Origin of the sequence: Bacillus sp. FSL K6-0923, assembly GCF_038630825.1 — a bacterium.
Taxonomy (GTDB): Bacteria; Bacillota; Bacilli; order Bacillales; family Bacillaceae; genus Bacillus; species Bacillus pumilus.
The window spans coordinates 2,309,800-2,332,563 of the sequence record NZ_CP152044.1; the positions used below are offsets into that span (position 1 = coordinate 2,309,800).

A 22,764-nucleotide genomic window follows, 5' to 3' on the forward strand; every position below is an offset into this window, starting at 1 on the left:
ATGTACCTAGATATTATAATATAAGCCTAGTGTGAGGTCAACTAAGTGATTTGGAAATATATTTTCGTCATGAGCAGGTAGACAAGTCCATATATTCATTGGTAAGAGGAGGACTTTTCTATGATGGCGATCATTTATTTTTGTGCACTTATTTTCATTTTTTTATGGTCAATGGGTTTGCTGAGAAAAGGATTAATGGCGCTTGCGTCGTCTCGTATTGAGAAATCACTTCTTCTCTTTACAGATCACCCAGTAAAAGCATTCTTAGTCAGCATTATATTTACAGGGATTCTCCAAAGCAGTTCGGCGTTTATGGTCATCGTGATCGGCTTTGTCAGTACAGGCATTCTCTCTTTTAAAAAATCCATTCCAATGATTCTTGGTACCAATATTGGCTCCACGTTTACAACAGAATTTATCGCCATTAAAATGGATGTTTTCATGTGGGTCTTGATCCTAGCTGGCCTCATATGCATGATGTTAGGCAGAAAATCTTTTCGGCATGCAGGAAAAAGTATATTTGGACTCGGGATGATCTTTTTTTGTATTCAAGGCTTTTCTAAAATTGCAGGTATGATGACAAGTCAGCCTGAGACATTGCGCTTTCTCGAAATGATGCAGCATTCTGACTGGACGGCGCTGCTTTCGGGTACTATTTTCACAGCAATTGTTCATTCGAGCTCCGTCTGTATCGGCATTTTAATGGGCTTTATGAATGAAGGAACGGTTGGGCTTCAGGAAGGCATCAGCTTTGTGTTAGGATCCAATATCGGGACATGTATTACAGCCGTTATGGCTGCCATATCTGGCGGCTATGCAGCACGTCAAACAGCTTATGCCCACGTTTTGTTTAATGTGCTTGGAGTACTTTTATGTCTCCCATTTCTCGCCATGATGACAGAATTTGTCGCCCTTCTTGCAAACGCTCCAGCTCAGCAAATTGCGCACTTCAGCCTGCTGTTTAATGTGGCAAGCTCTTTGCTTTTCTTCCCATTCATCCGTCCATTTCACACATTGATTTTATGTCTTTTACCGAATCAATCAAAATAAAAACACCGGCTTACCCTTTTGGCAGCCGGTGTTTTATTGATTATGAGGTCATTCTCACTTTGTTTGTTTGTACTTCATCGCTTATACGAACGAATTGTCCTTCGTTATAAGGATAACCCGCTTTCGTGATTTTCACTTTGACCAAACGGCCGATCATGTCCTCTGTTCCTTCAAAAACAACCTTCATATAGTTATCTGTATAGCCCACATAAAGATTTTGCTTTCCTTCTTGTTCTTTGAAGGATTCTTCCGGAATAATCTCTAGGACATCTCCTTCATAAGCTGATGCGTATTCTTTCGCAAGCTGGTCAGAAAGAGCGATCAAGCGGTGGACACGTTCGTTTTTTACATTTTCATCCACTTGATCATCCATTCTTGCAGCTGGCGTACCCGTACGTTTACTGTAAGGGAATACGTGCAGTTCAGAGAATTGATGGTCTTTGACAAAATTGTATGTTTCCAAAAACTCTTCTTCTGTTTCTCCAGGGAATCCTACAATCACATCAGAGGTGACAGCAAGACCTGGCAATGCTTTTTTCAGCTTTGTTAAACGCTCTGCAAAGAATTCCATCGTATATTTACGGCGCATTCTTTTCAGCACTGTATTAGAGCCAGATTGAAGCGGGATATGAAGATGTCTGACAATCTTATCTGACTGATCAAGCACTTCTATCACTTCATCTGTAATTTGACTTGCTTCGATAGATGAAATACGAATTCGTTTTAAGCCATTGACACGTGCATCTAATTCTTTCAGAAGCTTTGCAAAGTTATAATCTTTTAAGTCTTCTCCGTATCCGCCTGTGTGAATACCTGTTAATACAATTTCTTTATAGCCGGCATCCACAAGCTGCTGCGCTTGGTTGATGACCTCTTCTGGATCACGAGAACGAAGAAGTCCGCGAGCCCAAGGAATAATGCAGAATGTACAGAAATTGTTACAGCCTTCTTGGATTTTTAATGACGCACGTGTTCTGTCTGTAAAAGCAGGAACATCAAGTTCTTCAAACACACGTGCCTTCATGATATTGCCAACCCCATTAATCGGCTGTCTTTCTCTGCGATATTCTTCAATGTAACCGAGCAATTTATGTCTGTCTTGTGTTCCCACGACAATATCAACACCAGGAATCGCCATGATTTCTGCTGGAGATGTTTGCGCATAACAGCCTGTTACACAAATGACACCATCCGGGTTATGACGAATGGCTCTCCTAATGACTTGACGGCTTTTTTTATCGCCTGTATTCGTGACCGTACATGTATTAATGACATATACGTCTGCTTTTGATTCGTACTCTTTTCTTTCATAGCCTGCTTCTTTAAACAACTGCCAGATCGCTTCTGTTTCATAGTGATTGACCTTACAGCCAAGTGTATGGAACGCTACTGTTCCCATCATGATTCACCTCTTAATAACTCTGTTTGATAAGATATAGCAGAAAGCGCGTAAAGAGGAGCTGTTTCCGTTCTTAAAATGCGTGGTCCGAGCCCGCAAATGACTGCACCAAGCGTTTCAAGCGCTTTAATCTCCTTTTCTGCCAAACCGCCTTCAGGGCCAAAAACCACTAGCAAGGTTTGTCCGCCTTTCATCTGTTGGAGCACAGTTTGAAAGCGGCTTTGCTCTCCTTCTTTCGATGATTCTTCGTATGCAACGACACATTTATCGAATTCACCAGCTAATTGAGTCAGCTCTTTAAACGTTGATACTGGATAAACATGAGGAATGATATTCCGGTAGGACTGCTCAGCTGCTTCTTTCGCAATTTTCTCCCAGCGTTCTCGTTTTTTATGTGACTTCTTTTGGTCAAGTTTTGTAATAGAACGAGCCGCTTGAAACGGGATAAATGAACTTGCGCCAAGCTCTGTGCCTTTTTGGATAATCAACTCAAGCTTATCTCCTTTTGGGAGTCCGCTCGCAATTGTTACCCTTACCGGAAGCTCTCTGTCCTGATTTGTCCAGCCTTCAAGGTGACAAATGACTTCTTCCTTTGTTATTGTATCAATTTTACTGAGCGCTTCAAAGCCGTCTGTCGTTAAGCAAAGGATTTCCTGCCCTGCTTTCATGCGCATGACGTTGGAAAGGTGATGTACATCTTCACCTTTGATGACGATAGATCCCTTTGCGATCACTTCTTCTTTCGTGAGGTCGATAAAATATCGTTGCATACGTGTCCTGACACCTACTCGCTTTATTTTTTCGCTATAATGCTGACCCAATCTTCCATTGACAGCACTTCAACTATGTCAAAACCTGCTTCTTCTAATGCTGTTTTGACTTGTAATTTCTTTTGTCCAATGATGCCCGATGTAATGAAATAGCCATCTTTCTTCAATAAATCATAAGCTTGATCTGTAAAGCGCAAAATCACTTCTGCGAGAATGTTGGCGACGATCACATCACGTTCACCTGAAATCCCATCAAGTAAGTTATTTTGCTTGACCGTCACTTGTTCGCTTACACCATTTAGCTCGATGTTTTGCTTCGCACTTTCAACCGCAACGGTGTCGAGATCAAAGGCTTGAATGTCCTTTGCACCAACCATCGCTGCTGCCACACTTAAAATCCCAGAGCCTGTTCCAACATCAATCACCGTATCGTTTTCCTTCACATAGCGCTCAAGCGCCTGAATACACAGAACGGTTGTTGGATGTGTCCCTGTTCCAAATGCCATTCCTGGGTCCATTTCAATAATCAGTTCATCAGAATGAACCGGAGTATATTCTTCCCATGTTGGAACGATGGTGAATTTTTCAGAGATTTTCACAGGGTGATAGTATTTCTTCCATGCGGTGGCCCATTCTTCTTCATTTACTTCACAGATAGACAGCGTATTTCTTCCTAGGTCAATATCGTATAGAAGAAGATTGTTGATGGCTTCTTTGATCTCATCTACCGTTTCCATTAAAAAGCTGTTCATTGGAAGATAGGCTTTGACGATGACCCCTTCTTCAGGATAGTCATTCGGATCGAGCTGGTAGATCTCACCGTATACATTTTCACGTTCCTTGACTAAATCAAGCGGGTCCTCAATCACGACACCACTCGCACCTGCTTCATGCAAAATATTGGTGATTGGTTCCACCGCTTCATTTGTTGTATGGACGCTAATTTCTGACCACTTCAATACTACCAACTCCTTATCCGTCTTACTCGCCTTTAAATGCGCGTTTTACCTTATCGAAGAAGCTCATTTCTTGTTCGTCCGGTTTATTTCCGCTCACTTCAGCAAATTTTCTAATAATATCTTTTTGATTGTCCGTTAAATTTGTTGGTGTGACGACTCGTACAACGATATGCTGATCGCCTTGACCATATCCGCGTACATTTTTCACACCTTTTCCTTTGAGTCTAAATTTCGTGCCAGTTTGCGTGCCAGCAGGGACTTTCAATTTTACTTTACCGTGTAATGTCGGCACTTCAATTTCGTCACCTAATGCAGCCTGTGCAAAGGTTAGCGGCATTTCGCAGTAAATGTCATCTCCGTCACGCTCGAAGAATTCATGCGAGCGCACATGGAACACAACAAATAAATCGCCTGGAGGTCCTCCATTTACACCTGGCTCCCCTTGACCAGACACTCTGAGCTGCTGACCATCGTCAACACCAGCTGGGATCGTCACATTGATTTTCTTACGCTTACGCACTTTACCAGAGCCGCCGCATGTAGAACATTTGTGATCGATTTGTTTTCCTGTTCCGCTACAGTAGTTACATACTCTGCGGTTGACCACTTTACCAAACGGAGTTGACTGCTCAACATTTAATTGACCAGAGCCGCCGCAATGTGAACAAGTCTTCGCATCTGTTCCAGGCTTTGCCCCTGATCCATGACACGTTTCACATGATTCCTCACGAGGAATTTCAATCGTTGCTTCTTTTCCAAATGCTGCTTCTTCAAATGAAAGCGTCATTGTATATTGCAAGTCTGCTCCTTGACGCGGTGCATTTGGATCTCTTCTTCTGGCTCCGCCGCCAAAAATACTAGAGAAGATGTCATCAAAGCCGCCGAAGCCGCCAAAGTCTCCTCCTCCGCCAAAACCGCCGCCGCCAAAGCCTTGGTTTGGATCCGTATGACCGAACTGATCATACTGCGAACGTTTTTGATCGTCAGAAAGGGTTTCATAGGCTTCTTTTACTTCTTTGAATTTCTCATCTGAGCCAGCTTCTTTATTAATATCAGGGTGATACTTTTTTGAAAGCTTGCGGTATGCCTTTTTGATCTCGTCTTTTGAGGCGCTCTTACTCACGCCAAGCACTTCATAGTAATCACGCTTACTCATCTCTTCACACTCCCGATTTTCTCACATAAATACGATTGTATCATTTTGATTTGACCTTTTTCAATTGCTTTCATCGTTGGAAAGAAAAAAAGTCAAAGCCAAGAGATCCTGACTTTGACTTTCTGACGAGTACGTTTCAGCAGTCTTTTTCAAAAATAAAGGTGATTATTTTTTCTCTTGATCGTCGTTTACTTCTTCGTATTCTGCATCCACTACATTGTCATCTGCTTTTTGAGCACCTTCAGCGCCGCCTTCTTGCTGAGCTTGTGCTTGCTTTGCAGCTTCTTCATAGAGCTTTGTCGTTAGTTCTTGAACGATTGTTTGCAGCTCATCTTTTTTCGCTTTGATGTCTTCAAGCTCGCCTTTTTCGATCGCAGCTTTTAGTGCATCTTTCGCGTCGTTTGCTTTTTTCACTTGCTCATCATCGATTTTGCCTTCTAGATCTTTTAATGTTTTTTCAGTTGTAAACACTAATTGATCTGCTTCATTGCGCACTTCGATTTCTTCTTTTTTCTTCGCATCTGCTTCAGCATTTTCTTCTGCTTCTTTGACCATTTTTTCGATCTCATCATCAGAAAGACCTGAAGAAGATTTGATTGTGATGTTTTGCTCTTTGCCTGTACCCATATCTTTCGCACGTACGTTGACAATACCGTTTTTATCGATATCAAAAGATACTTCGATTTGTGGTACACCGCGTGGTGCTGGCGGAATGTCAGTCAATTGGAAACGACCTAATGTTTTGTTGTCTGCTGCCATTGGGCGCTCACCTTGCAGAACATGTATGTCTACCGCTGTTTGGTTGTCAGCAGCCGTTGAGAATACTTGAGATTTACTTGTTGGAATTGTTGTATTACGTTCAATCAGCTTTGTGAATACGCCGCCCATTGTTTCAATTCCTAAAGAAAGTGGTGTTACGTCAAGAAGAACAACGTCTTTGACATCTCCTGTGATGACTCCACCTTGGATCGCCGCACCAAGAGCAACCACTTCATCAGGGTTTACACCTTTATGAGGCTCTTTGCCTGTTTCTTTTTTGATTGCTTCTTGTACTGCAGGAATACGAGTTGATCCACCAACAAGGATGACTTTATCAATCTCGCTAGCAGATAAACCAGCATCTTTCAAAGATTGACGTACAGGTGTCATTGTACGCTCTACAAGGTCTGCAGAAAGCTCTTCGAATTTAGCACGCGTTAGCGTTAATTCTAGGTGAAGAGGACCTGCATCTCCAGCTGTGATAAATGGCAGTGAGATTTGTGTAGAAGATACACCAGAAAGATCTTTTTTCGCTTTTTCAGCAGCATCTTTTAAACGCTGAAGCGCCATTTTATCTTTTGATAGGTCAATGCCATTTTCTTTTTTGAATTCAGCCACTAAGTGATCAATGATCACTTGGTCAAAATCGTCTCCACCTAGACGGTTGTCCCCAGCAGTTGAGCGTACTTCAAAGACGCCGTCTCCAAGCTCAAGGACTGATACGTCAAATGTACCGCCGCCAAGGTCATATACAAGAATCGTTTGATCTTCATCTGTTTTATCTAAACCATAAGCAAGTGCAGCTGCTGTTGGTTCGTTGATGATACGTTCTACTTCAAGACCAGCAATTTTACCAGCATCTTTTGTAGCTTGACGTTCTGCATCGTTGAAGTAAGCAGGAACTGTGATAACAGCTTTTGTTACTTCTTCGCCAAGGTAACCTTCAGCGTAAGATTTAAGATGTTGAAGAATGATTGCAGAGATTTCCTGCGGCGTGTAGTTCTTGCCTTCAACTTCTACTTTATAATCTGTACCCATATGTCTTTTAACAGACATGATTGTGTTCGGGTTTGTAATTGATTGGCGTTTCGCTACTTCACCAACTTGGCGCTCTCCATTTTTAAAAGCGACAACAGATGGTGTTGTACGTGCTCCTTCAGCGTTTGCAATGACTTTTGGCTCTCCGCCTTCAAGTACTGCAACACATGAGTTTGTTGTTCCTAAGTCAATCCCAATGATTTTACTCATAATCGATGACCTCCCATTATGTAGTTATTGATTTACTTTTACCATTGATGGACGAATAACTCGGTCTTTGAGTTTATAGCCCTTTTGCAATTCTTCTACTACGATATTTGAATCGAAGTTTTCATCTTCAACTTGCATGACGGCTTGATGAAGGTTCGGATCGAACTCTTTGCCGACAGCTTCAATTGGTTCAACGCCTTCATTTTTCAACGCTTCTACCAGCTGGCGGTAAACCATTTGCATTCCTTCTAACAAACTTTTCGCCTGCTCATTGTCTGGATCAATTCCAAGCGCTCTTTCAAAGTTGTCAAGAGCTGGGAGAAGATCGCTGACAACATGTTGAGAACGATATTTTTGCACGGTCTCCACTTCAGTTCGAGCACGGCGTTTATAGTTTTCAAAATCTGCTTGAACACGCAGAATCTTGTTTTCTTTTTCATCTAGAAGCTGCTGCAATTCATCGATTTTCTCTTGGAAGGCAGACTGTTCATCCTGTGTTACTTCCTCAGTATCTGCTTGAACTGCTTCTTCTTGTGCTTCAACCTCTGCTTCTTGCTCAGGTGTCTGTTTTTCTTCTGACATTGTGTTCACCTCCCTCAAAAGATTCAAGAATACGAAGGGGCTGTGCCCCTGCCTTTTATCACCCTACTCATCATACAAATTGGAAAGTGCGTTTGACAAGTCTTTTGATACATGATGCAAAAGACTAACGACTCGCCCGTAATCCATGCGGGTTGGTCCGATGACGGCAATGGAGCCGAGTGATTTTTGATCAATCGAATAAGTCGCTGTGATCAAACTGCAGTTCTCCATTGCTTCCAAATTGTTTTCTGAACCGATTTTAATGGTGATACCTTGCTGATTTGGATGAAACAGCTGCATGACATCATTCTTTTGCTCAATCAGCATCATGAGTGAGCGAATGCGGTCGATGTCATGAAATTCAGGCTGATTCAACATATTAATCTTCCCGCCAAAGAAAAGTTTTGATTCATTTTGTGTCGATGTAAATGTGTTACCAAGCGCATCTAAAATGTGATCATAATCTTTTAAATGTGTGCGCAGAAGCATGACCACTTCTTTATACATCCTGTCCTTCAACTGATCCATTGGTACGCCAGCTAAGCGGCTATTCAAAATATTCATCAGCTTCTCAATATCGGAGACATCGAGATGCTCAGAGAAGGTAATGGTTTTGTTTTCAACATGTCCGCTGTCTGTAATCATGATCGCTACTGCTTTGTTTGGCTGAACGGGGACAAGCTGAATTTGCTTTAATCGATTTTCACTCAACTTTGGACCAAGCACGATCGATGTATAGTTTGTGAGATCTGATAAAATTTCCGCCGATTTTTGAACTGTTTTTTCCAGCTCAAAAATTTTCTCCTGAAAAGCCGACTGGATAAGCACAAGCTCTTTAGACGACAGTTTTCGCGGAGAGAGCAAATGATCTACATAATAACGATATCCTTTTTCTGAAGGAATTCTTCCTGATGAAGAATGGGTCTTTTCGATAAAACCAAGTTCCTCCAAATCAGCCATTTCGTTTCTAATCGTCGCAGAGCTGAATGTGATGTCCTCTTTTTTAGAAAGAGTCCTTGACCCAACTGGCTGCGCCGAACGAATAAAGTCATTAATGATGACTTGCAGAATCAAAAGCTGACGATTTGTTAACATCATCATCACCCCTGTTAGCACTCTCTTTCAACGAGTGCTAATTGTATAAACAAAATTACCAAACTCAAATTAAAATGTCAATTATAACTCACCGAGAAACGCTTGAAATACTTCATTTCCTAACAATTTTCCTTTTCTTGTTAAACGAATTCCAATGTCATCTTTTACAATGAGACCTTTTTCTGCTAATTCTTCAAGAACCGTGGGAAAAAGAGCTTCTGGTGAAGCACCATATTTGGCTTGGAAGTCGGCACTTTTCACCCCTTCGATTTTTCGAAGGCCTAAAAACAATTCTTCTTCTATCTGCTCTGCTTTTGTGACTTGATGAGTTTCTTTATACGGGAACCCAGTTTGCTCTATCAGTTCCAAGTAATGCTTCACTGGTCCTGCGTTCACATTTCGGATGCCATCTACATACCCGTGTGCCCCTGCACCGAAACCGAAGTAGTCTTCATTGCTCCAATAGGTCAGGTTATGCTGGCTTTCAAAACCAGGTTTGGCGTAATTACTGATTTCGTATTGATGTAATCCATGGCGCTCCATTTCATCCATCACAAGCTCATACATTTCAGCCTCCCGTTCTTGCGGCGGTAAATGCAGTTTTCCTTTTTGCATTAAGTTGTAAAACACCGTTTTCGGCTCCACAATCAGTGAGTAGACAGAATAATGCTCTGCTCCTAAAGAGAAAGCTGTCTCAAGTGAATTCATCACATGATGCTTTTCTTGATGCGGCAAGCCAAACATGAGGTCAAGGCTAATGTTGTCAAATCCAACATCTCTTGCTCGCTCGAAAGATGTGAGAACATCTTTCTTTTGATGAACTCGTCCGATTTTTTTGAGCAAATCATCTTCAAAGGTTTGGACGCCAAAGCTTAACCGATTGACACCGGCTTCTTTTAACACATGCAGCTTCTCGAGTGATAATTCATCTGGGTTTGCTTCCACTGCAAATTCAACCAGGTTTTTTGACGGTTTTAACACACGGTGGATGCTGTTCATGAGCTCGTCTAGCTGGCTGACGGTCAATGATGTCGGAGTCCCCCCGCCAATAAAGATCGTCTTTAGTTCTTGCTCACCCTTTTGCTCGATCGTGTGCTGCATCTCTTTTTCAAGAGCCGCTAAGTATTCATCGACTGGCTGCGTTTTAATGAAAAATTTATTGAAATCACAATAGTGGCAAATGTGCTCACAAAATGGAATGTGAATGTATGCTGCTTTCATTTGATGACACCTTCTTTACAGGTAAAGAGCCGCAGTTTATCGCTGCGGCACCTTTGTTTGTTTTCGACTATAAACGCCAAGGCTGACATTGTAAAGCAGGTTGCCTTGAGGAGGATGTTATTTTTTCGGTGTGCTGTCGTCCATCTTCAGCACAGCCATAAATGCTTCTTGCGGGACTTCAACAGAGCCCACTTGTTTCATGCGCTTTTTCCCTTCTTTTTGCTTCTCAAGAAGCTTTCTTTTCCGGGAAATGTCTCCCCCATAACATTTAGCAAGTACGTTTTTACGCATCGCTTTAATGGTAGAGCGAGCCACGATTTTTTGTCCAATCGCTGCTTGAACTGGTACTTCAAAATGCTGGCGCGGAATAAGTTCTTTCAGCTTTTCTACGATGATCTTGCCTCGTTCATAGGCGTAATCGCGGTGAACAATAAAGGAAAGAGCATCGATTTTTTCGCCATTCAGCATGATGTCCATTTTCACTAGAGTAGATGGGCGATAGCCAATCAGCTCATAGTCAAAGGACGCATAGCCTTTTGTGTTGGACTTGAGCATATCAAAGAATTCATACACGATCTCCGCCAAAGGAATTTCGTACACAATGCTCACTCGGTTTGCATCAAGGTATTGCATATCAATGAAATGTCCGCGCTTCCCTTGGCAAAGCTCCATGACAGAACCTACATAATCATTCGGTACCATCATTGTTGCCTTCACGTATGGTTCTTCAATTTTCTCAATCTTTTGCGGATCAGGCAGATTGGACGGGTTATCGACGATGATTTTTTCACCGTCTGTCATATACACATCGTAAATAACACTTGGTGCTGTCGTAATGAGATCGATTTTAAATTCACGTTCAATCCGTTCTTGGATGATTTCCATATGAAGCATTCCAAGAAAGCCGCAGCGGAAACCGAAGCCAAGTGCTTGGGACGTCTCTGCCTCATATTGAAGTGAAGAATCATTTAATTCAAGCTTTTCTAGTGCTTCACGTAAATCGTTATATTTCGCTGTGTCAATTGGATAAAGACCGCAGTAAACCATTGGGTTTAGCTTTCTGTATCCTGGCAGTGCTTCTTTCGCTGGGTTCACCGCACTTGTGATCGTATCCCCCACACGTGTATCGCCGACGTTTTTAATCGCTGCTGTTAAGTAGCCAACATCTCCAACAGTGAGTTCATCTGTCGGCATGGCTTTTGGTGTGAATACGCCGACTTCAAGTACTTCAAATTCTTTGCCCGTCGCCATCATTTTGATTTTCTGACCTGGTTTGACGGTCCCTTCCACAATTCGTATGTACGCAATAACGCCGCGATACGCATCGTAGAGAGAATCAAATATAAGAGCTTGAAGCGGTGCTTCTGGGTCTCCAGCAGGTGCTGGCACCTTTTCGACGATTTGTTCTAAAATATCTTCGATCCCAATACCCGCCTTAGCAGAGGTGAGAACAGCTTCAGATGCATCCAACCCGATGACATCTTCAATTTCTCCTCTTACACGCTCAGGCTCTGCACTTGGCAGATCGATTTTATTGATAATCGGAAGAATTTCTAAGTTGTTATCAAGAGCTAAATAAACGTTCGCAAGAGTCTGTGCTTCAATTCCTTGTGCTGCATCTACTACGAGAATCGCACCTTCACAGGCAGCAAGGCTTCGAGATACCTCATAGGTGAAGTCGACATGCCCTGGTGTATCAATCAGGTGCATAATATATTCTTCTCCATCCTTCGCCTTATATTTCAGCTGGACAGAGTTTAATTTAATCGTTATGCCGCGTTCACGCTCTAAGTCCATGGAATCAAGTAATTGTTCTTTCATTTCTCGCTGCGTAATCGCCGCTGTTTTTTCTAAAATACGGTCGGCCAATGTGGATTTCCCGTGGTCAATATGGGCGATAATGGAGAAATTTCGAATTCTTGATTGCCGTTCTAATCGTTTTTCTTTATCTGTCACAATCTATCACTCCTACTATAAAACGCGGGTTGCGCTAGGTTAGATTATATCAATAGGGCTGTAAAGATTCAATCGAAATCAAGAAAAGCCGCTCATCAATTAGCGGCTTTAGTCATATGGTGTTGATTTGTTTATTTCCCATTCACCCAATCATAAAGAGAACGAGCTGCATGTGTCATGCCATCAGACAACGCCTTCCCTGCCTTGGAGAAGGCATTAAAGCTCTCTATTTCCTCAAGCTGCTTTTGTTTTTCGGCAAGATCCTTTTCTGTAACAGCCGTTCCTAAGATAGAGGCTTCTCGTTCTTCATCATCGTTCATTTGGATGGAGAAAGCGCCTTTTAATTGCGGGTCATGGTAACCCTTCATTTGCAGCATGCCATTATTTGCCTGCTGCATTCCTAAAAAGACGCCAAATAGCAAGACCAGTCCTAAAATAATGGTTTTTCCAATAAATGATCCCATGCACCGTCACCACCTTAAGAGCGTTTTGTCTCATCCTTTGCTTTGCCGTTTACCTTTTCCGCGTCCCAGAAAATGTCGCTAAAGACATCAGCTGCTGCATTGGATGCATTTTTCAATTCTTCCATATTATTATCCACTCCGCCAAATTCTAAAAGAAGGGCTTTGTCGGATAAATCTTGATTATAAATTCCATTATCACCAATTTCGCCTTTGGCAAACACACCGACACTGAGCCCTTTATATTTTTTCTCCATCAAATGGTGGAACTCCGTCGCAAGCTTGAGGTTTTTCTCATAGCTTTGATTTTTCTTCCCCACAACAAACGCAATTCTCGCATATTTCTTTCCTTTGATCTCGACAGTGGTGTCTTTCTTTCTTCTTGAGTCACGGTGGATATCGATTAAATATTCGAGATCATCATTTTTCGCTAAGGCTTCTTTTACGACCAGTCTTGATTCATCATAAGACTGGGGATACTTTAAACCTTTTTGCAGAAGCCGTTTTTCAACTTCTGTTTTGTCGACCGTATTCCCGATTCCTTGCTGATCAAGCGCCTTTCCGAACATGTCGCCGACAAGGGTGACATTCACTTTTGAGTGCCGTGCATTGTTTGGATTCGTTTCTCCTTTTAAAAATGGTAAATATGATTCCGTATTATGTGTGTGGTAAATGTACACTGCTTTTCGTTTTCCTGTCGACCGGTCCGGCTCTTTCGCAGGCTTTTTCGGCACATCTTTGTCGAGCTTGTCCAGCTCTGCCAAATTTGCTTCTTTTTCATCTTGGATGACTTCACTTGGCGGCGGCGATTCCATTGGCATGTTGGTATAATCTGTTCCTTCACCCGCTAAAATGATTTTTGTATCAAAATGTTCAAAGCCCGGGAGTTCTCTCCCTAGAAAACTACGCGGGTCTTCTAAATTGATACTGGTCGCAAGCTTGAGTGACAGTCCAGAGAAATGAAACCCTTTTTGATCTTTCGGGACGGCTGAGGCGAAATATTGGTTTTCCATGCCCATTAATATGGCAAAAAAAGCCCCGGAAAGCTCATCTGCTACACCATATAGCGAGGCTTGTGGCCTCAGCTCCGGCTTTAAAGATGTCAGCGCCCCTGACATCACAAATACTACAACAAGCGAGGCTATAAATAAGAAAATGCTTTTGACTACTTTCGTTCCATTAATCGCAACGACCAACTGTCGAGGACGGCGGGGTCTTTTTTTCATGATTTACTCCCTCCAGCACGCTTTCTAGTAATTACACTATGAGCGAGCTAGAGAAAGTAGAACCGATTAATGATTATAAGAACCCTTGTTATCTTGAGAGATTTTTTGATGAAGCGCTGTGTTCAATCCATTGGCGAGCACGTTTGCCATATCATCAATGAATGTATCCACTTCCTTAGGCGTCACCATTAAATTTTGCCCTAGCGGCGCAAGCACTTCATGGATCAGCTGCCGTTTCTCTTCTTCTGGAAGAGTTCCTACGATACCTAAGAATGATTGACGCGTTTCCTCATCTGGTAAGTCTTCTTCGTTTAGTACTTTTTTCTTCCCAAACGTCAAACCAGCCGGCACAAGAGAGCGGGACGGCCGGTCATCTTTCAGTTCTCTACCAAAATGCTTTAAGACATAATCAATTGTGTCACTTGCAATGGTGACTGCATCTACGACTGTCGGAACGCCAATCGCAATCACTGGGATTCCCAACGTTTCTTTGCTTAATTCTTTTCGCTTATTCCCTACACCTGAACCGGGATGGATGCCTGTATCAGAGATTTGAATCGTCGTATTCACCCGTTCCACTGCACGAGCAGCAAGGGCATCGATTGCAATGACAAAATCGGGTTTGGACCTCTCGATGACACCTTGAATTATGTCGCTTGTTTCAATACCGGTCAGTCCCATCACTCCCGGTGATAAAGAGGACACTGGGCGGTAGCCTTCCTGTACATTTTCCGGCTGCAATTCAAAAAGATGCCGGGTCACAAGCAGACTTTCAACCGTGAGCGGACCTAGCGCATCTGGCGTGACATTCCAGTTTCCTAGTCCTACTACAAGACAGCTCGCATCACTCTGAATGCCTCGGTCTTTTAAAAACTGAGCAAAATGATGGGCAAAGACTTCGACAACTTTTTCCTGCATCTCAGAATCTTTCTCCCGAATGCCCTGCGCCTCAAGTGTCAAGTATGTTCCTGCCTTTTTGCTGGTCAGCGCCTCCCCTTCTTTCGTGATCTCCACCGTGCGTATACGGATGCCGTGCTCCTCTTTTTCCTTTTCGACAATCCCTTGAATTCCGTCCTTTTTGGCGACATTCGGATCGTTCTCTTGTTCTAGTATCTCTTTTGTTTCAACAGCCAGGTCTGTCCGAATTTGATAAGCACTTAAATCAAGTTTCTGTTTCTCCATAAAAAGACTCCTTCCACCAAGTAATTAACAGTAGTCTTTCCATCTCTTGAAAGAAACATTCGAGCGCTTCATCAATGAAAAATACTTTACATTTATATTGCATTCTAAAGGTGTGTTTGATAGAATACAACTTGTTCTATTGTGAAGATTTAACCTTAAGACAATTGTGTTTAGGTTGTATCTTAGGAGGTGAAACACATGCCAAATATTAAATCAGCGATCAAACGTACAAAAACGAATAACGAACGCCGTGCACACAACGTGACAATCAAGTCTGCGATGCGTACTGCGATTAAACAAGTTGAAGTTTCTGTAGCTAACAATGATGCTGAGCAAGCAAAAGCTGCTCTTTCTTCTGCTGCAAAACGCATTGACAAAGCCGTTAAAACTGGTCTTGTACACAAAAACGCAGCTGCGCGTTACAAGTCAAGACTTGCTAAACAAGTAAACGGACTTTCTGCATAATGCTTGCAACGCCTCAGTAATGAGGCAACTGTTTAACTGTACGTCCGTCCTGACCGGCTCAGCCATTAGGACAGACTGGCAATTATACATCTACAAAAAAGACCTTCTTTTTAGAAGGTCTTTTTTGTATGTTCAAGCGCCTAATAGGCGAAGCAGAAACAATTCTAGCAATAGCTGCTTGTCCTTTTTACCGGTTTTCATTTCATAATCGATCGTTGACAGCTCTTTGACAATCTGCTTGAGCTCTTCTTCTGTAAACAGTCTTGCCCGATCCATAGCAAGTTTGACGCGGAATGGGTGAACTTTTAGATTTGAAGCAATTTGTTTTTGCCCATATCCTTGCTGAGCGAAATATTTTGTCTGCAAAATCAAACGAAATTGAGTGGATATAAGCGCTAATATTTTAATGGGTTCCTCATTTTGTTTCAGCAAATCATAAAACATCTGCATGGCCTGAGAGCGGCGTCTGTTGACAATTTGGTTAATTAATTCAAAAATATTCTGCTCTAAGCTTCTTGCAACAAGCTGATTAACATCCGCTAATTCAATTTCTTCTCGTTCTCCAATATATGTACTGAGCTTCCTGACCTCTTGAAACAATGAGGATAGGCTCCCTCCGCACAGCATCACAAGCTGCTCAGCCGCTTCAGAGGAAATCGACTTTCCTTCTGTTTTCACCAGTGTAATGGTGAAATCCGTTGTTTCTTTTGGGTTTAACTCTTTTGCCTCAACCATAGCCGCTTTCTTTTTTAGCAATTTGGTGATTTTCTTCCGTTCATCCAGCTTTTCATATGGTGCCAATAAGACGAGAATGGTATAAGGCGCCGGCTTTTCTAAATACGCTTCTAACAGAGAAAGCTCATGCTCAATCTTCTCCTTTTTCTTTTCCGCTGTAAGAAAATAAGGGTTCTTAATCACAACAAGACGCCTTTCTCCCATGAACGGAAAGGTTTCTGCATCTGTCACAGCCTGTTCAAGCGGCATCTCTTCCATATCAAAGACGGAGTAATTAAAATCCTTTGTCTCCTCGTCTACTACAGTTTGTCTTAATTTAGCTGCTGTTTCTTGTAGTAAATACGTTTCTTTTCCATATAAGCAATAAACGGGATGGATATCCCCTCTTTTTAAATTGTTCCAAACCTCAAAGACCATAAATTGAATCCCTCTCTTTCACTTCCTCCTCTATCCTAAAGTGTGCGAAGACATTAGTAAAGAGGAAGCTGAAAGTACCGCCTCCTCATTTATAGTAAACGTCTGGTGCAAGCTCCCGGGTCAGCTTGCCACAGACGATATTCATAAAATGATCATGAAAATGGAAAACGGTTACTTTACCTTCTAGCAATTCCAAATGAGTTCAAGTATACTAAAATTAGCCAGGAGGGATGAAAATGAATGAATTTGAAAAAAATGTTCAAAGCAAGCGGAATGATGTGACCGACTCAGCCGTTGGTTTTATCGTCACATTCGGATTTTTCGCCTCAATGTTTATTTTGGCCACCATTATACACCTCGTTGGATCTTAACTTCATGAATGCTACATGACTGCCGTTTTGGCAGTTTTTTTATTGATTTTGTAAGATATCATATGGAGGATGCGTGTAAAACGTTCCTTTCTCCTCAAGAAATTCATATGTGACACTCCCGTCTCGATCTGTACGGTACACCTTCGTTTGATGATCCATGAGTTTTTTCAAGACATCCTGATGAGGATGCTGATAACGATTGCGTTCACCAGCCGAAATGAGTGCATGCGACGGCTCTAGATGCCGAAGCCACTCCTCACTTGTTGACCCTTTGCTCCCATGATGCCCAACCTTTAAGATATCTGCTCGCAGGTGAGGGTAGGCTTCCATAATGTCTCGTTCCCCTTCATGTTCAAGATCTCCAGTGAACAGAAACCGTTTCCCGCCAAGAGTAAAAGCTAGAACAAGTGAATCATTGTTCTTACTTGTCACCCGGTGTTTCGAAGGGTGGAGAACCTCAAATGTGTGCTCTCCAACTTGGAGCTGATCTCCTCTTTCTAATTCAACAATCATAATCCCTTTTTCAGCGGCTTTTCTTAACAGTTTTGCATCCTCTGGACTTCGGGCAAAACCTTTTGGTATAGCCAGCCGCTTTACTTTATTTCGCTTGATTAAATGAACCGCTTCTCCCATGTGGTCTTGATCTGCATGCGTGAGAATCAACACATCAAGTTTTGCTATACCTTTTGAATGGAAAAACGGGATTAGCGTTTGATCACCGATCGTAGATACTTTACGTCTTTTTTTCCATGGTTCATCATCAAAAGAAAGTCTGCCACCTGTGTCCACAAGTAGATGTCCCTTTCGGTAAGGGAGCTGAATAAACAAACTATCCCCTTGTCCGACATCCAGCATCGTGACCTCTCCTTTTTGGAGAAAATTCGGGGTGAAATAGTGTGCACTCAAGACACCAATGAGTAACAGAATCGGCACGACATAGGATTTAACGGACATTTTGCACTCCATCATAAATAGCAGAAAAACAATAGCACTCACTTCAAGCAGAATATGCCACCAAGTCGATTTCATAAAAATTAAGTTGAACCCATCAAAAACTGCCATATGTGCTGACAACTGATGACTTAGCTGGATGACCGAATCAAGCAGCTGGAACAACGCTAACCCAAGCGGAAGATAAATGATAGACAAAAGAAAAAAGAGTAAGGACAGAGGCAGGACAACTGTCGTATAAAAAGGCACAAATATCATATTCAATGGGATGCTCAGCAAAGAAAATAGCTGAAAATGATATAAAAGAACAGGAAGCGAGGCAAGCTGTGCAACAAATGAGATCAGGAATAACTGCATCACTGCGCTTTTCGCTTGTGATAAGATTCTGGCCGATAACAAAATAAAAAACGTCACCACAAATGAAAGCTGAAATCCGATATCGAATAGATATAGAGGATGAATCGCTAATAAGAATAAAAACGCTGCGCTTAATACGACAGCAGAAGACTGTTTCATTTCTTTTGGCAGGCTTGTCATCACTAAATAGATTCCTGCCATAAGGCAAGCTCTTAAAACTGATGGTGCAGCACCTGTCAAACAAGCATAAACTGGAAGAAAGCATAATAGAAGAAGACGTGCTGTCTCTCTAGTCACACCGGCACGAAGCAGACACCAAAATAAACAGGCAAGAAGCGTTTGCACATGGAGTCCTGAGATCGCTAACAGATGAATAATGCCGAGCATTTGATAGTCTCTTAGTGTGTCAGAATCTATCAATTCTCGTTCTCCAAAAATAAGAGCCTGTACAATACCTACAGAGTTTTTCGGTACATGATCTTCTAAGAATTTTAAGCCCTTTTGCCTCATCTTTTGAAGAAAATAGGAAGGACGATCATTTTTTGTACAGCCTTTGATTGACTGCGGTAAGAAAATAGCGCGAATGCCTTTTGATTTTAGAAATTGATCGTATTGAAACCCGTTAGGAATGGTTGCGTGTTTAGGTCGTCGAACATCACCCATCATATGACAGCTCATACCTGGCTCTATATCTTTTAGCGCCTCTTTTTCACGCTCTGTTTGAATGGTATAGAAAGCGGCTAGCCGCTCATCTTCTGTTGACACAGTCGCCGAAAAACGATTGCCATCTGTTTTCGGAATCGTTTCCATCACAACGGAGCCGGAAAAGAATTTTTCTTGAACAGGTTGATCTTTTTCAAAAGACTCATGAACCATAAAAATAAGAATATAGATAGCTCCACATAGGCTGATCATGAGAAAGAGTTTGGGAATTTTTTTCAGTAGACTGAGAAGGAAGATGATGAGAAGAAAGAGAAGGAAATACATATGAAGATGATATGCAGCCAGAGCAATTCCAACAGCTGCTGAAATTGCCCCAAACGGCAAATAATTAAACATAGGAAGTAAATAATTGATTCGCCTTCTCATGCATATCGCGAATTTCTGATTCACTAAGTCCTGATTCACTTAGTTTGCCAATTAGATCTGCAACAAAGGCTAATTTTTCTTGATTTTTTAAGTCGATGATCATTTCATCAAGTTCAACTTGTTCCGTTTGAACACCTGCCTGCTCAAATAAATCAATGGCGTATGGGTGATTTTTATAATCCTTTGCATAGTATACGGTTCGAATACCTGCTTGAATAATGGCTTTACAGCACTGCAAACAAGGAAAATGTGTGACATATATTTCAGCATCGGATGTAGGTGCACCAAATTTGGCACATTGTAAAATAGCATTCATTTCCGCATGGATGGTGCGAACGCAGTGATGATCAATGACATAGCATCCCACATCTGCACAATGGACATCACCAGCAATTGAACCATTATATCCTCCCGCAATGATACGCTTGTCTCTGACGATGGTCGCCCCAACAGCTAACCGCTCACAGGTGCTTCGTAAAGCAAGCAAATGGCTTTGTGCCATAAAATATTGATTCCATGAAATTCTTTCCACGAGCTGATCCCTCCAGAATGATGGTTGGTATTAAGTGTACATGCCTTCCTTCTATACCGTCAATTCTACTTAACGGTCAATTCATTTTTCAGCCGTTCAATGGTCTTCTCCCCAAAACCTGAAATGTTCCGCAAATCTTCAATTTGTTGAAATTCTCCGTGTTCCTCTCTGTACGTAATGATGGCTTCTGCTTTAGCTGGCCCTATTCCATTAATGGTTTGCAATTCCGCCGCATCAGCCTGATTCACATTGACACCTTGACTTTTTTCATTACCTGATGGAACGTTTGCACCTGCTGTTTGTGTCTCTCTCTCTGCTTCTCCCTGCTTCCGAACATAAATCATCATACTGTCTTCTAATTTTGCTGCTTGATTAATTTCAATCGTGTCTGCTTTACTAGTAAAGCCTCCTGCCCTTCGAATGGCTTCTTCTACCCGCGCATCAGGCTGAAACGTATAAACACCTGGCTTTTTTACAGCCCCTTTGACCTCCACAAAAATGGAGGATGATTCATTATCGGTCTTTTCTTGTTTGTCTTCTAATGTGACTGGTTTGTCTTGATCGCCCTTCAGTACACTTGGCTCTCTAGTGCCCCCCTTATTTCCTACCAAAAGGAAGAAAGTGATGATGATCGCGCCCATGAGCCCAGCTCCGATATAAAGACTGTATTTTTTCAATGGAATGAATCGCTTCAAGTGCTCACGCTTCTTTCAATCATATTTTTCTATTGCTCAACATACTGTTTAGAAGATAACAGATCCTATGCGCCTAAGGAGGGAGAACGTTTGAATATCGGGATAATCGGTACAGGAAACATGGGTACCATACTTACTGAGGCATTTATTGAATCAAAGGCAGTCAATCCCTCATCCATCACCATTACAAACCGGACCATTGAAAAAGCGTTCAATATAAAAAAGAACCATCCAGAGCTTGAAGTTACGAAACAGCTTACAGGAGCTATCACGAATAAAGATTTTATCTTTGTTTGTGTCAAACCGCTTGATATTTATCCTCTGTTAAAGGAAGTGAGCCCTCTCTTAACAGAGCAGCAAACCATTGTCATCATCACAAGTCCGGTTCATCCTGAGCAGCTTCAGGATGTCGTTCCTTGTCAAACAGCCAGGCTGATTCCAAGCATTACGAACCGCGCTTTATCAGGAGCGTCACTTTTAACATTTGGATCGTCATGTAATGTCACAACGAAAACAGCGTTAAGACAATTAGCTTCCTGCATTTCAACACCTATCGAAATTCATCATTCGATTACAAGAGCGGCGTCTGATATCGTCAGCTGCGGTCCTGCCTTTATCAGCTTCCTCGTTCAGAAAATGATTGAAGCAGCCGTTGAAGAAACGGATATTTCTAAAGAAGAAGCCACCTCCTTATCAGAAGATATGCTTGTAGGGCTTGGCCGTTTGATCGAAAAAAGAGTCTATACCCTTCCGACACTGCAAGACAAAGTGTGTGTAAAAGGCGGCGTCACTGGTGAAGGGATTAAAGCACTTGAAGCAGGTGTTCAAGATATGTTTCACCGCCTTTTTCAAAACACACATGAAAAATTCGATGAAGATCTTGAAGCAGTTGCGCATCAATACCCGCCAAGTGTATTTACTGATGATCACAGAAATTAATCAACTCTGCAACAAGCGAAAAAAGGATTTTAAAAAACCATCGTTCCATTAAACGATGGTTTTTGGTTTCTTAGCTGAAATGAAATATCTTTCGGCGAATTCCCCGGGCGCTTCATTTGTAAAATCAGCAGTCACGTCTATTTGTTCAAAGCCAGCGGACTCAAGGAACGCCGCATACGTCTCAAATGGAAATGTACGCTGTTCATGTGTCTCATCATAACGCTGATACACGTCTCCGTCCTTTACAAAAAAGCTTAAATCGTGAATGACCGAATACATGTCATCCCCTTTATCACTCTGCCAAATATAGCTGATCTCTTCATCTTGATCGGCATAAGTCGAACCTGGGAATACCTTATCCATTTTATAAGGAGTATGAACATCAAAGAGTAAAACCCCATCTGCCTCTAAAAGCTGAAACATGTTTTTAAAGGTTTTTTTGACATCATTTTCGTTTTTTAAGTAATTCAAGGAATCACAGCATATAACCGCCGCTTGAAAGACTTGCTCAAAACCCGTCAGCTCTCTCATATCTTGATGTAAAAATTGAATGGACTGCTTTTTCGCCTGTGCTTTTTGCTGCGCGAAAGCCAGCATTTCTTCACTGAGGTCAATTCCTGTGACTGCATGACCCTTTTCAGCTAACCGAAGAGAAATCTCTCCAGTTCCACAGCCAACATCAATAATGGCAGCATTCGGTTTGATATTCTGCTGGATCCACTGAACCCATTCATCATAAGGTGCATGTGTCATGAGCTCGTCATATACACCTGCAAACCCTTGATAAATCATGAGTTAATGCCAAGTGAAAGCGTTTCTCTCGGCGCATCTCCCCATAGCTTCTCTAGGTTGTAGTATCCTCTTTCTTCTTTGTGGAACACATGAGCTATGACATCACCAAGATCAATCAATACCCATCTTGCTTCATCAAAGCCCTCCATCTTCTTCACTTCAATTCCACTTTCCTCTGCAAGATGTTTTACCTCTCTTGCAATGGCCTGAACTTGTTTATCAGAGTTCCCGTGACAAATGAGAAAATAATCGGCAACAAGTGAGATTCCTTGCATATTAAGGGCAATAATATCCTCCGCCCGTTTATCATCGCATGCTCCTGCCGCGACGTTTAAAATTGATGATGAATCCATCCAA

22 protein-coding genes are annotated in these 22,764 nt (G+C 42.0%); 4 read left to right on the top strand and 18 right to left on the bottom strand.

Going from position 1 to position 22,764, the window contains the following annotated elements:
- The first annotated feature begins 120 nt into the window (after nt 1-120).
- A complete protein-coding gene (locus MHI16_RS11805) occupies nt 121-1,050 on the top strand; it encodes a Na/Pi symporter (protein WP_058014641.1) in 930 nt (309 codons plus the stop codon).
- A 40-nt stretch (nt 1,051-1,090) separates the two neighbouring features.
- Here the strand turns inward: MHI16_RS11805 and mtaB are convergent, their stop codons facing one another.
- The 12 genes from mtaB to gpr all read right to left on the bottom strand — a co-directional run bounded on the left by mtaB (nt 1,091) and on the right by gpr (nt 15,064).
- On the bottom strand, nt 1,091-2,449 hold the full coding sequence (mtaB, locus tag MHI16_RS11810; protein WP_058014640.1) for a tRNA (N(6)-L-threonylcarbamoyladenosine(37)-C(2))-methylthiotransferase MtaB: 1,359 nt from the start codon (nt 2,447-2,449) through the stop codon (nt 1,091-1,093).
- Nucleotides 2,449-3,219, bottom strand: coding sequence for a 16S rRNA (uracil(1498)-N(3))-methyltransferase (locus MHI16_RS11815; protein WP_058014639.1), 771 nt, complete (start codon nt 3,217-3,219; stop codon nt 2,449-2,451). Before MHI16_RS11815 ends, mtaB begins: the two co-directional genes overlap by 1 nt.
- A gap of 23 nt (nt 3,220-3,242) precedes the next feature.
- Nucleotides 3,243-4,178 carry a 50S ribosomal protein L11 methyltransferase gene (gene prmA, locus MHI16_RS11820; protein WP_003217481.1) on the bottom strand — a complete coding sequence of 312 codons (936 nt, stop codon included), beginning with the start codon at nt 4,176-4,178 and terminating at the stop codon, nt 3,243-3,245.
- A 22-nt stretch (nt 4,179-4,200) separates the two neighbouring features.
- Nucleotides 4,201-5,334, bottom strand: a complete 1,134-nt coding sequence (dnaJ, locus tag MHI16_RS11825) for a molecular chaperone DnaJ (RefSeq protein ID WP_012010628.1) — start codon at nt 5,332-5,334, stop codon at nt 4,201-4,203.
- A gap of 165 nt (nt 5,335-5,499) precedes the next feature.
- Entirely contained in the window at nt 5,500-7,341 is a 1,842-nt protein-coding gene (gene dnaK, locus MHI16_RS11830) for a molecular chaperone DnaK (RefSeq protein ID WP_061408626.1), read from the bottom strand.
- A gap of 24 nt (nt 7,342-7,365) precedes the next feature.
- On the bottom strand, nt 7,366-7,923 hold the full coding sequence (grpE, locus tag MHI16_RS11835; RefSeq protein ID WP_012010630.1) for a nucleotide exchange factor GrpE: 558 nt from the start codon (nt 7,921-7,923) through the stop codon (nt 7,366-7,368).
- A 63-nt stretch (nt 7,924-7,986) separates the two neighbouring features.
- The gene (hrcA, locus tag MHI16_RS11840; RefSeq protein WP_003217350.1) at nt 7,987-9,018 is read right to left on the bottom strand and encodes a heat-inducible transcriptional repressor HrcA; all 1,032 of its coding nucleotides are present in this window, start codon (nt 9,016-9,018) and stop codon (nt 7,987-7,989) included.
- Between the two features lie 81 nt (nt 9,019-9,099).
- Nucleotides 9,100-10,239: a radical SAM family heme chaperone HemW gene (gene hemW, locus MHI16_RS11845; RefSeq protein ID WP_342497957.1), complete on the bottom strand. Its 1,140-nt coding sequence runs from the start codon at nt 10,237-10,239 to the stop codon at nt 9,100-9,102.
- 117 nt (nt 10,240-10,356) lie between these two features.
- The gene (gene lepA / locus MHI16_RS11850) at nt 10,357-12,195 is read right to left on the bottom strand and encodes a translation elongation factor 4 (protein ID WP_050943735.1); all 1,839 of its coding nucleotides are present in this window, start codon (nt 12,193-12,195) and stop codon (nt 10,357-10,359) included.
- A gap of 131 nt (nt 12,196-12,326) precedes the next feature.
- A complete protein-coding gene (locus MHI16_RS11855) occupies nt 12,327-12,659 on the bottom strand; it encodes a YqxA family protein (RefSeq protein ID WP_061408632.1) in 333 nt (110 codons plus the stop codon).
- A 14-nt stretch (nt 12,660-12,673) separates the two neighbouring features.
- On the bottom strand, nt 12,674-13,882 hold the full coding sequence (locus MHI16_RS11860; protein ID WP_342497958.1) for a stage II sporulation protein P: 1,209 nt from the start codon (nt 13,880-13,882) through the stop codon (nt 12,674-12,676).
- 66 nt (nt 13,883-13,948) lie between these two features.
- Nucleotides 13,949-15,064 carry a GPR endopeptidase gene (gpr, locus tag MHI16_RS11865; protein WP_342497959.1) on the bottom strand — a complete coding sequence of 372 codons (1,116 nt, stop codon included), beginning with the start codon at nt 15,062-15,064 and terminating at the stop codon, nt 13,949-13,951.
- A 198-nt stretch (nt 15,065-15,262) separates the two neighbouring features.
- On the opposite strand from gpr, the gene rpsT reads away from it, so the two are divergent.
- Nucleotides 15,263-15,529: a 30S ribosomal protein S20 gene (rpsT, locus tag MHI16_RS11870; RefSeq protein ID WP_003217506.1), complete on the top strand. Its 267-nt coding sequence runs from the start codon at nt 15,263-15,265 to the stop codon at nt 15,527-15,529.
- Between the two features lie 132 nt (nt 15,530-15,661).
- On the opposite strand, the gene holA is transcribed toward rpsT, so the two are convergent.
- A complete protein-coding gene (holA, locus tag MHI16_RS11875; protein ID WP_342497960.1) occupies nt 15,662-16,681 on the bottom strand; it encodes a DNA polymerase III subunit delta in 1,020 nt (339 codons plus the stop codon).
- 236 nt (nt 16,682-16,917) lie between these two features.
- Here holA and MHI16_RS11880 point away from each other — a divergent pair, with 236 nt between their 5' ends.
- Nucleotides 16,918-17,052: a YqzM family protein gene (locus MHI16_RS11880; RefSeq protein ID WP_012010638.1), complete on the top strand. Its 135-nt coding sequence runs from the start codon at nt 16,918-16,920 to the stop codon at nt 17,050-17,052.
- Nucleotides 17,053-17,091: 39 nt separating this feature from the next.
- On the opposite strand, the gene MHI16_RS11885 is transcribed toward MHI16_RS11880, so the two are convergent.
- The 3 genes from MHI16_RS11885 to MHI16_RS11895 form a co-directional block, all read right to left on the bottom strand.
- Complete coding sequence (locus MHI16_RS11885) at nt 17,092-19,419, bottom strand: DNA internalization-related competence protein ComEC/Rec2 (RefSeq protein ID WP_342498173.1); 2,328 nt, start codon at nt 19,417-19,419, stop codon at nt 17,092-17,094.
- Nucleotides 19,412-19,981 carry a ComE operon protein 2 gene (locus tag MHI16_RS11890; RefSeq protein ID WP_058014632.1) on the bottom strand — a complete coding sequence of 190 codons (570 nt, stop codon included), beginning with the start codon at nt 19,979-19,981 and terminating at the stop codon, nt 19,412-19,414. The genes MHI16_RS11885 and MHI16_RS11890 overlap by 8 nt, the downstream gene beginning before the upstream one ends.
- A 65-nt stretch (nt 19,982-20,046) precedes the next feature.
- A complete protein-coding gene (locus MHI16_RS11895; protein WP_342497961.1) occupies nt 20,047-20,676 on the bottom strand; it encodes a helix-hairpin-helix domain-containing protein in 630 nt (209 codons plus the stop codon).
- A 90-nt stretch (nt 20,677-20,766) separates the two neighbouring features.
- Here MHI16_RS11895 and comER point away from each other — a divergent pair, with 90 nt between their 5' ends.
- A complete protein-coding gene (comER, locus tag MHI16_RS11900; RefSeq protein ID WP_180310495.1) occupies nt 20,767-21,615 on the top strand; it encodes a late competence protein ComER in 849 nt (282 codons plus the stop codon).
- A 48-nt stretch (nt 21,616-21,663) separates the two neighbouring features.
- On the opposite strand, the gene MHI16_RS11905 is transcribed toward comER, so the two are convergent.
- Both MHI16_RS11905 and rsfS read right to left on the bottom strand, forming a co-directional pair.
- Nucleotides 21,664-22,407: a class I SAM-dependent methyltransferase gene (locus MHI16_RS11905; RefSeq protein WP_058014630.1), complete on the bottom strand. Its 744-nt coding sequence runs from the start codon at nt 22,405-22,407 to the stop codon at nt 21,664-21,666.
- Nucleotides 22,404-22,760: a ribosome silencing factor gene (gene rsfS / locus MHI16_RS11910; protein ID WP_003217467.1), complete on the bottom strand. Its 357-nt coding sequence runs from the start codon at nt 22,758-22,760 to the stop codon at nt 22,404-22,406. Before rsfS ends, MHI16_RS11905 begins: the two co-directional genes overlap by 4 nt.
- Nucleotides 22,761-22,764 lie beyond the last annotated feature (4 nt).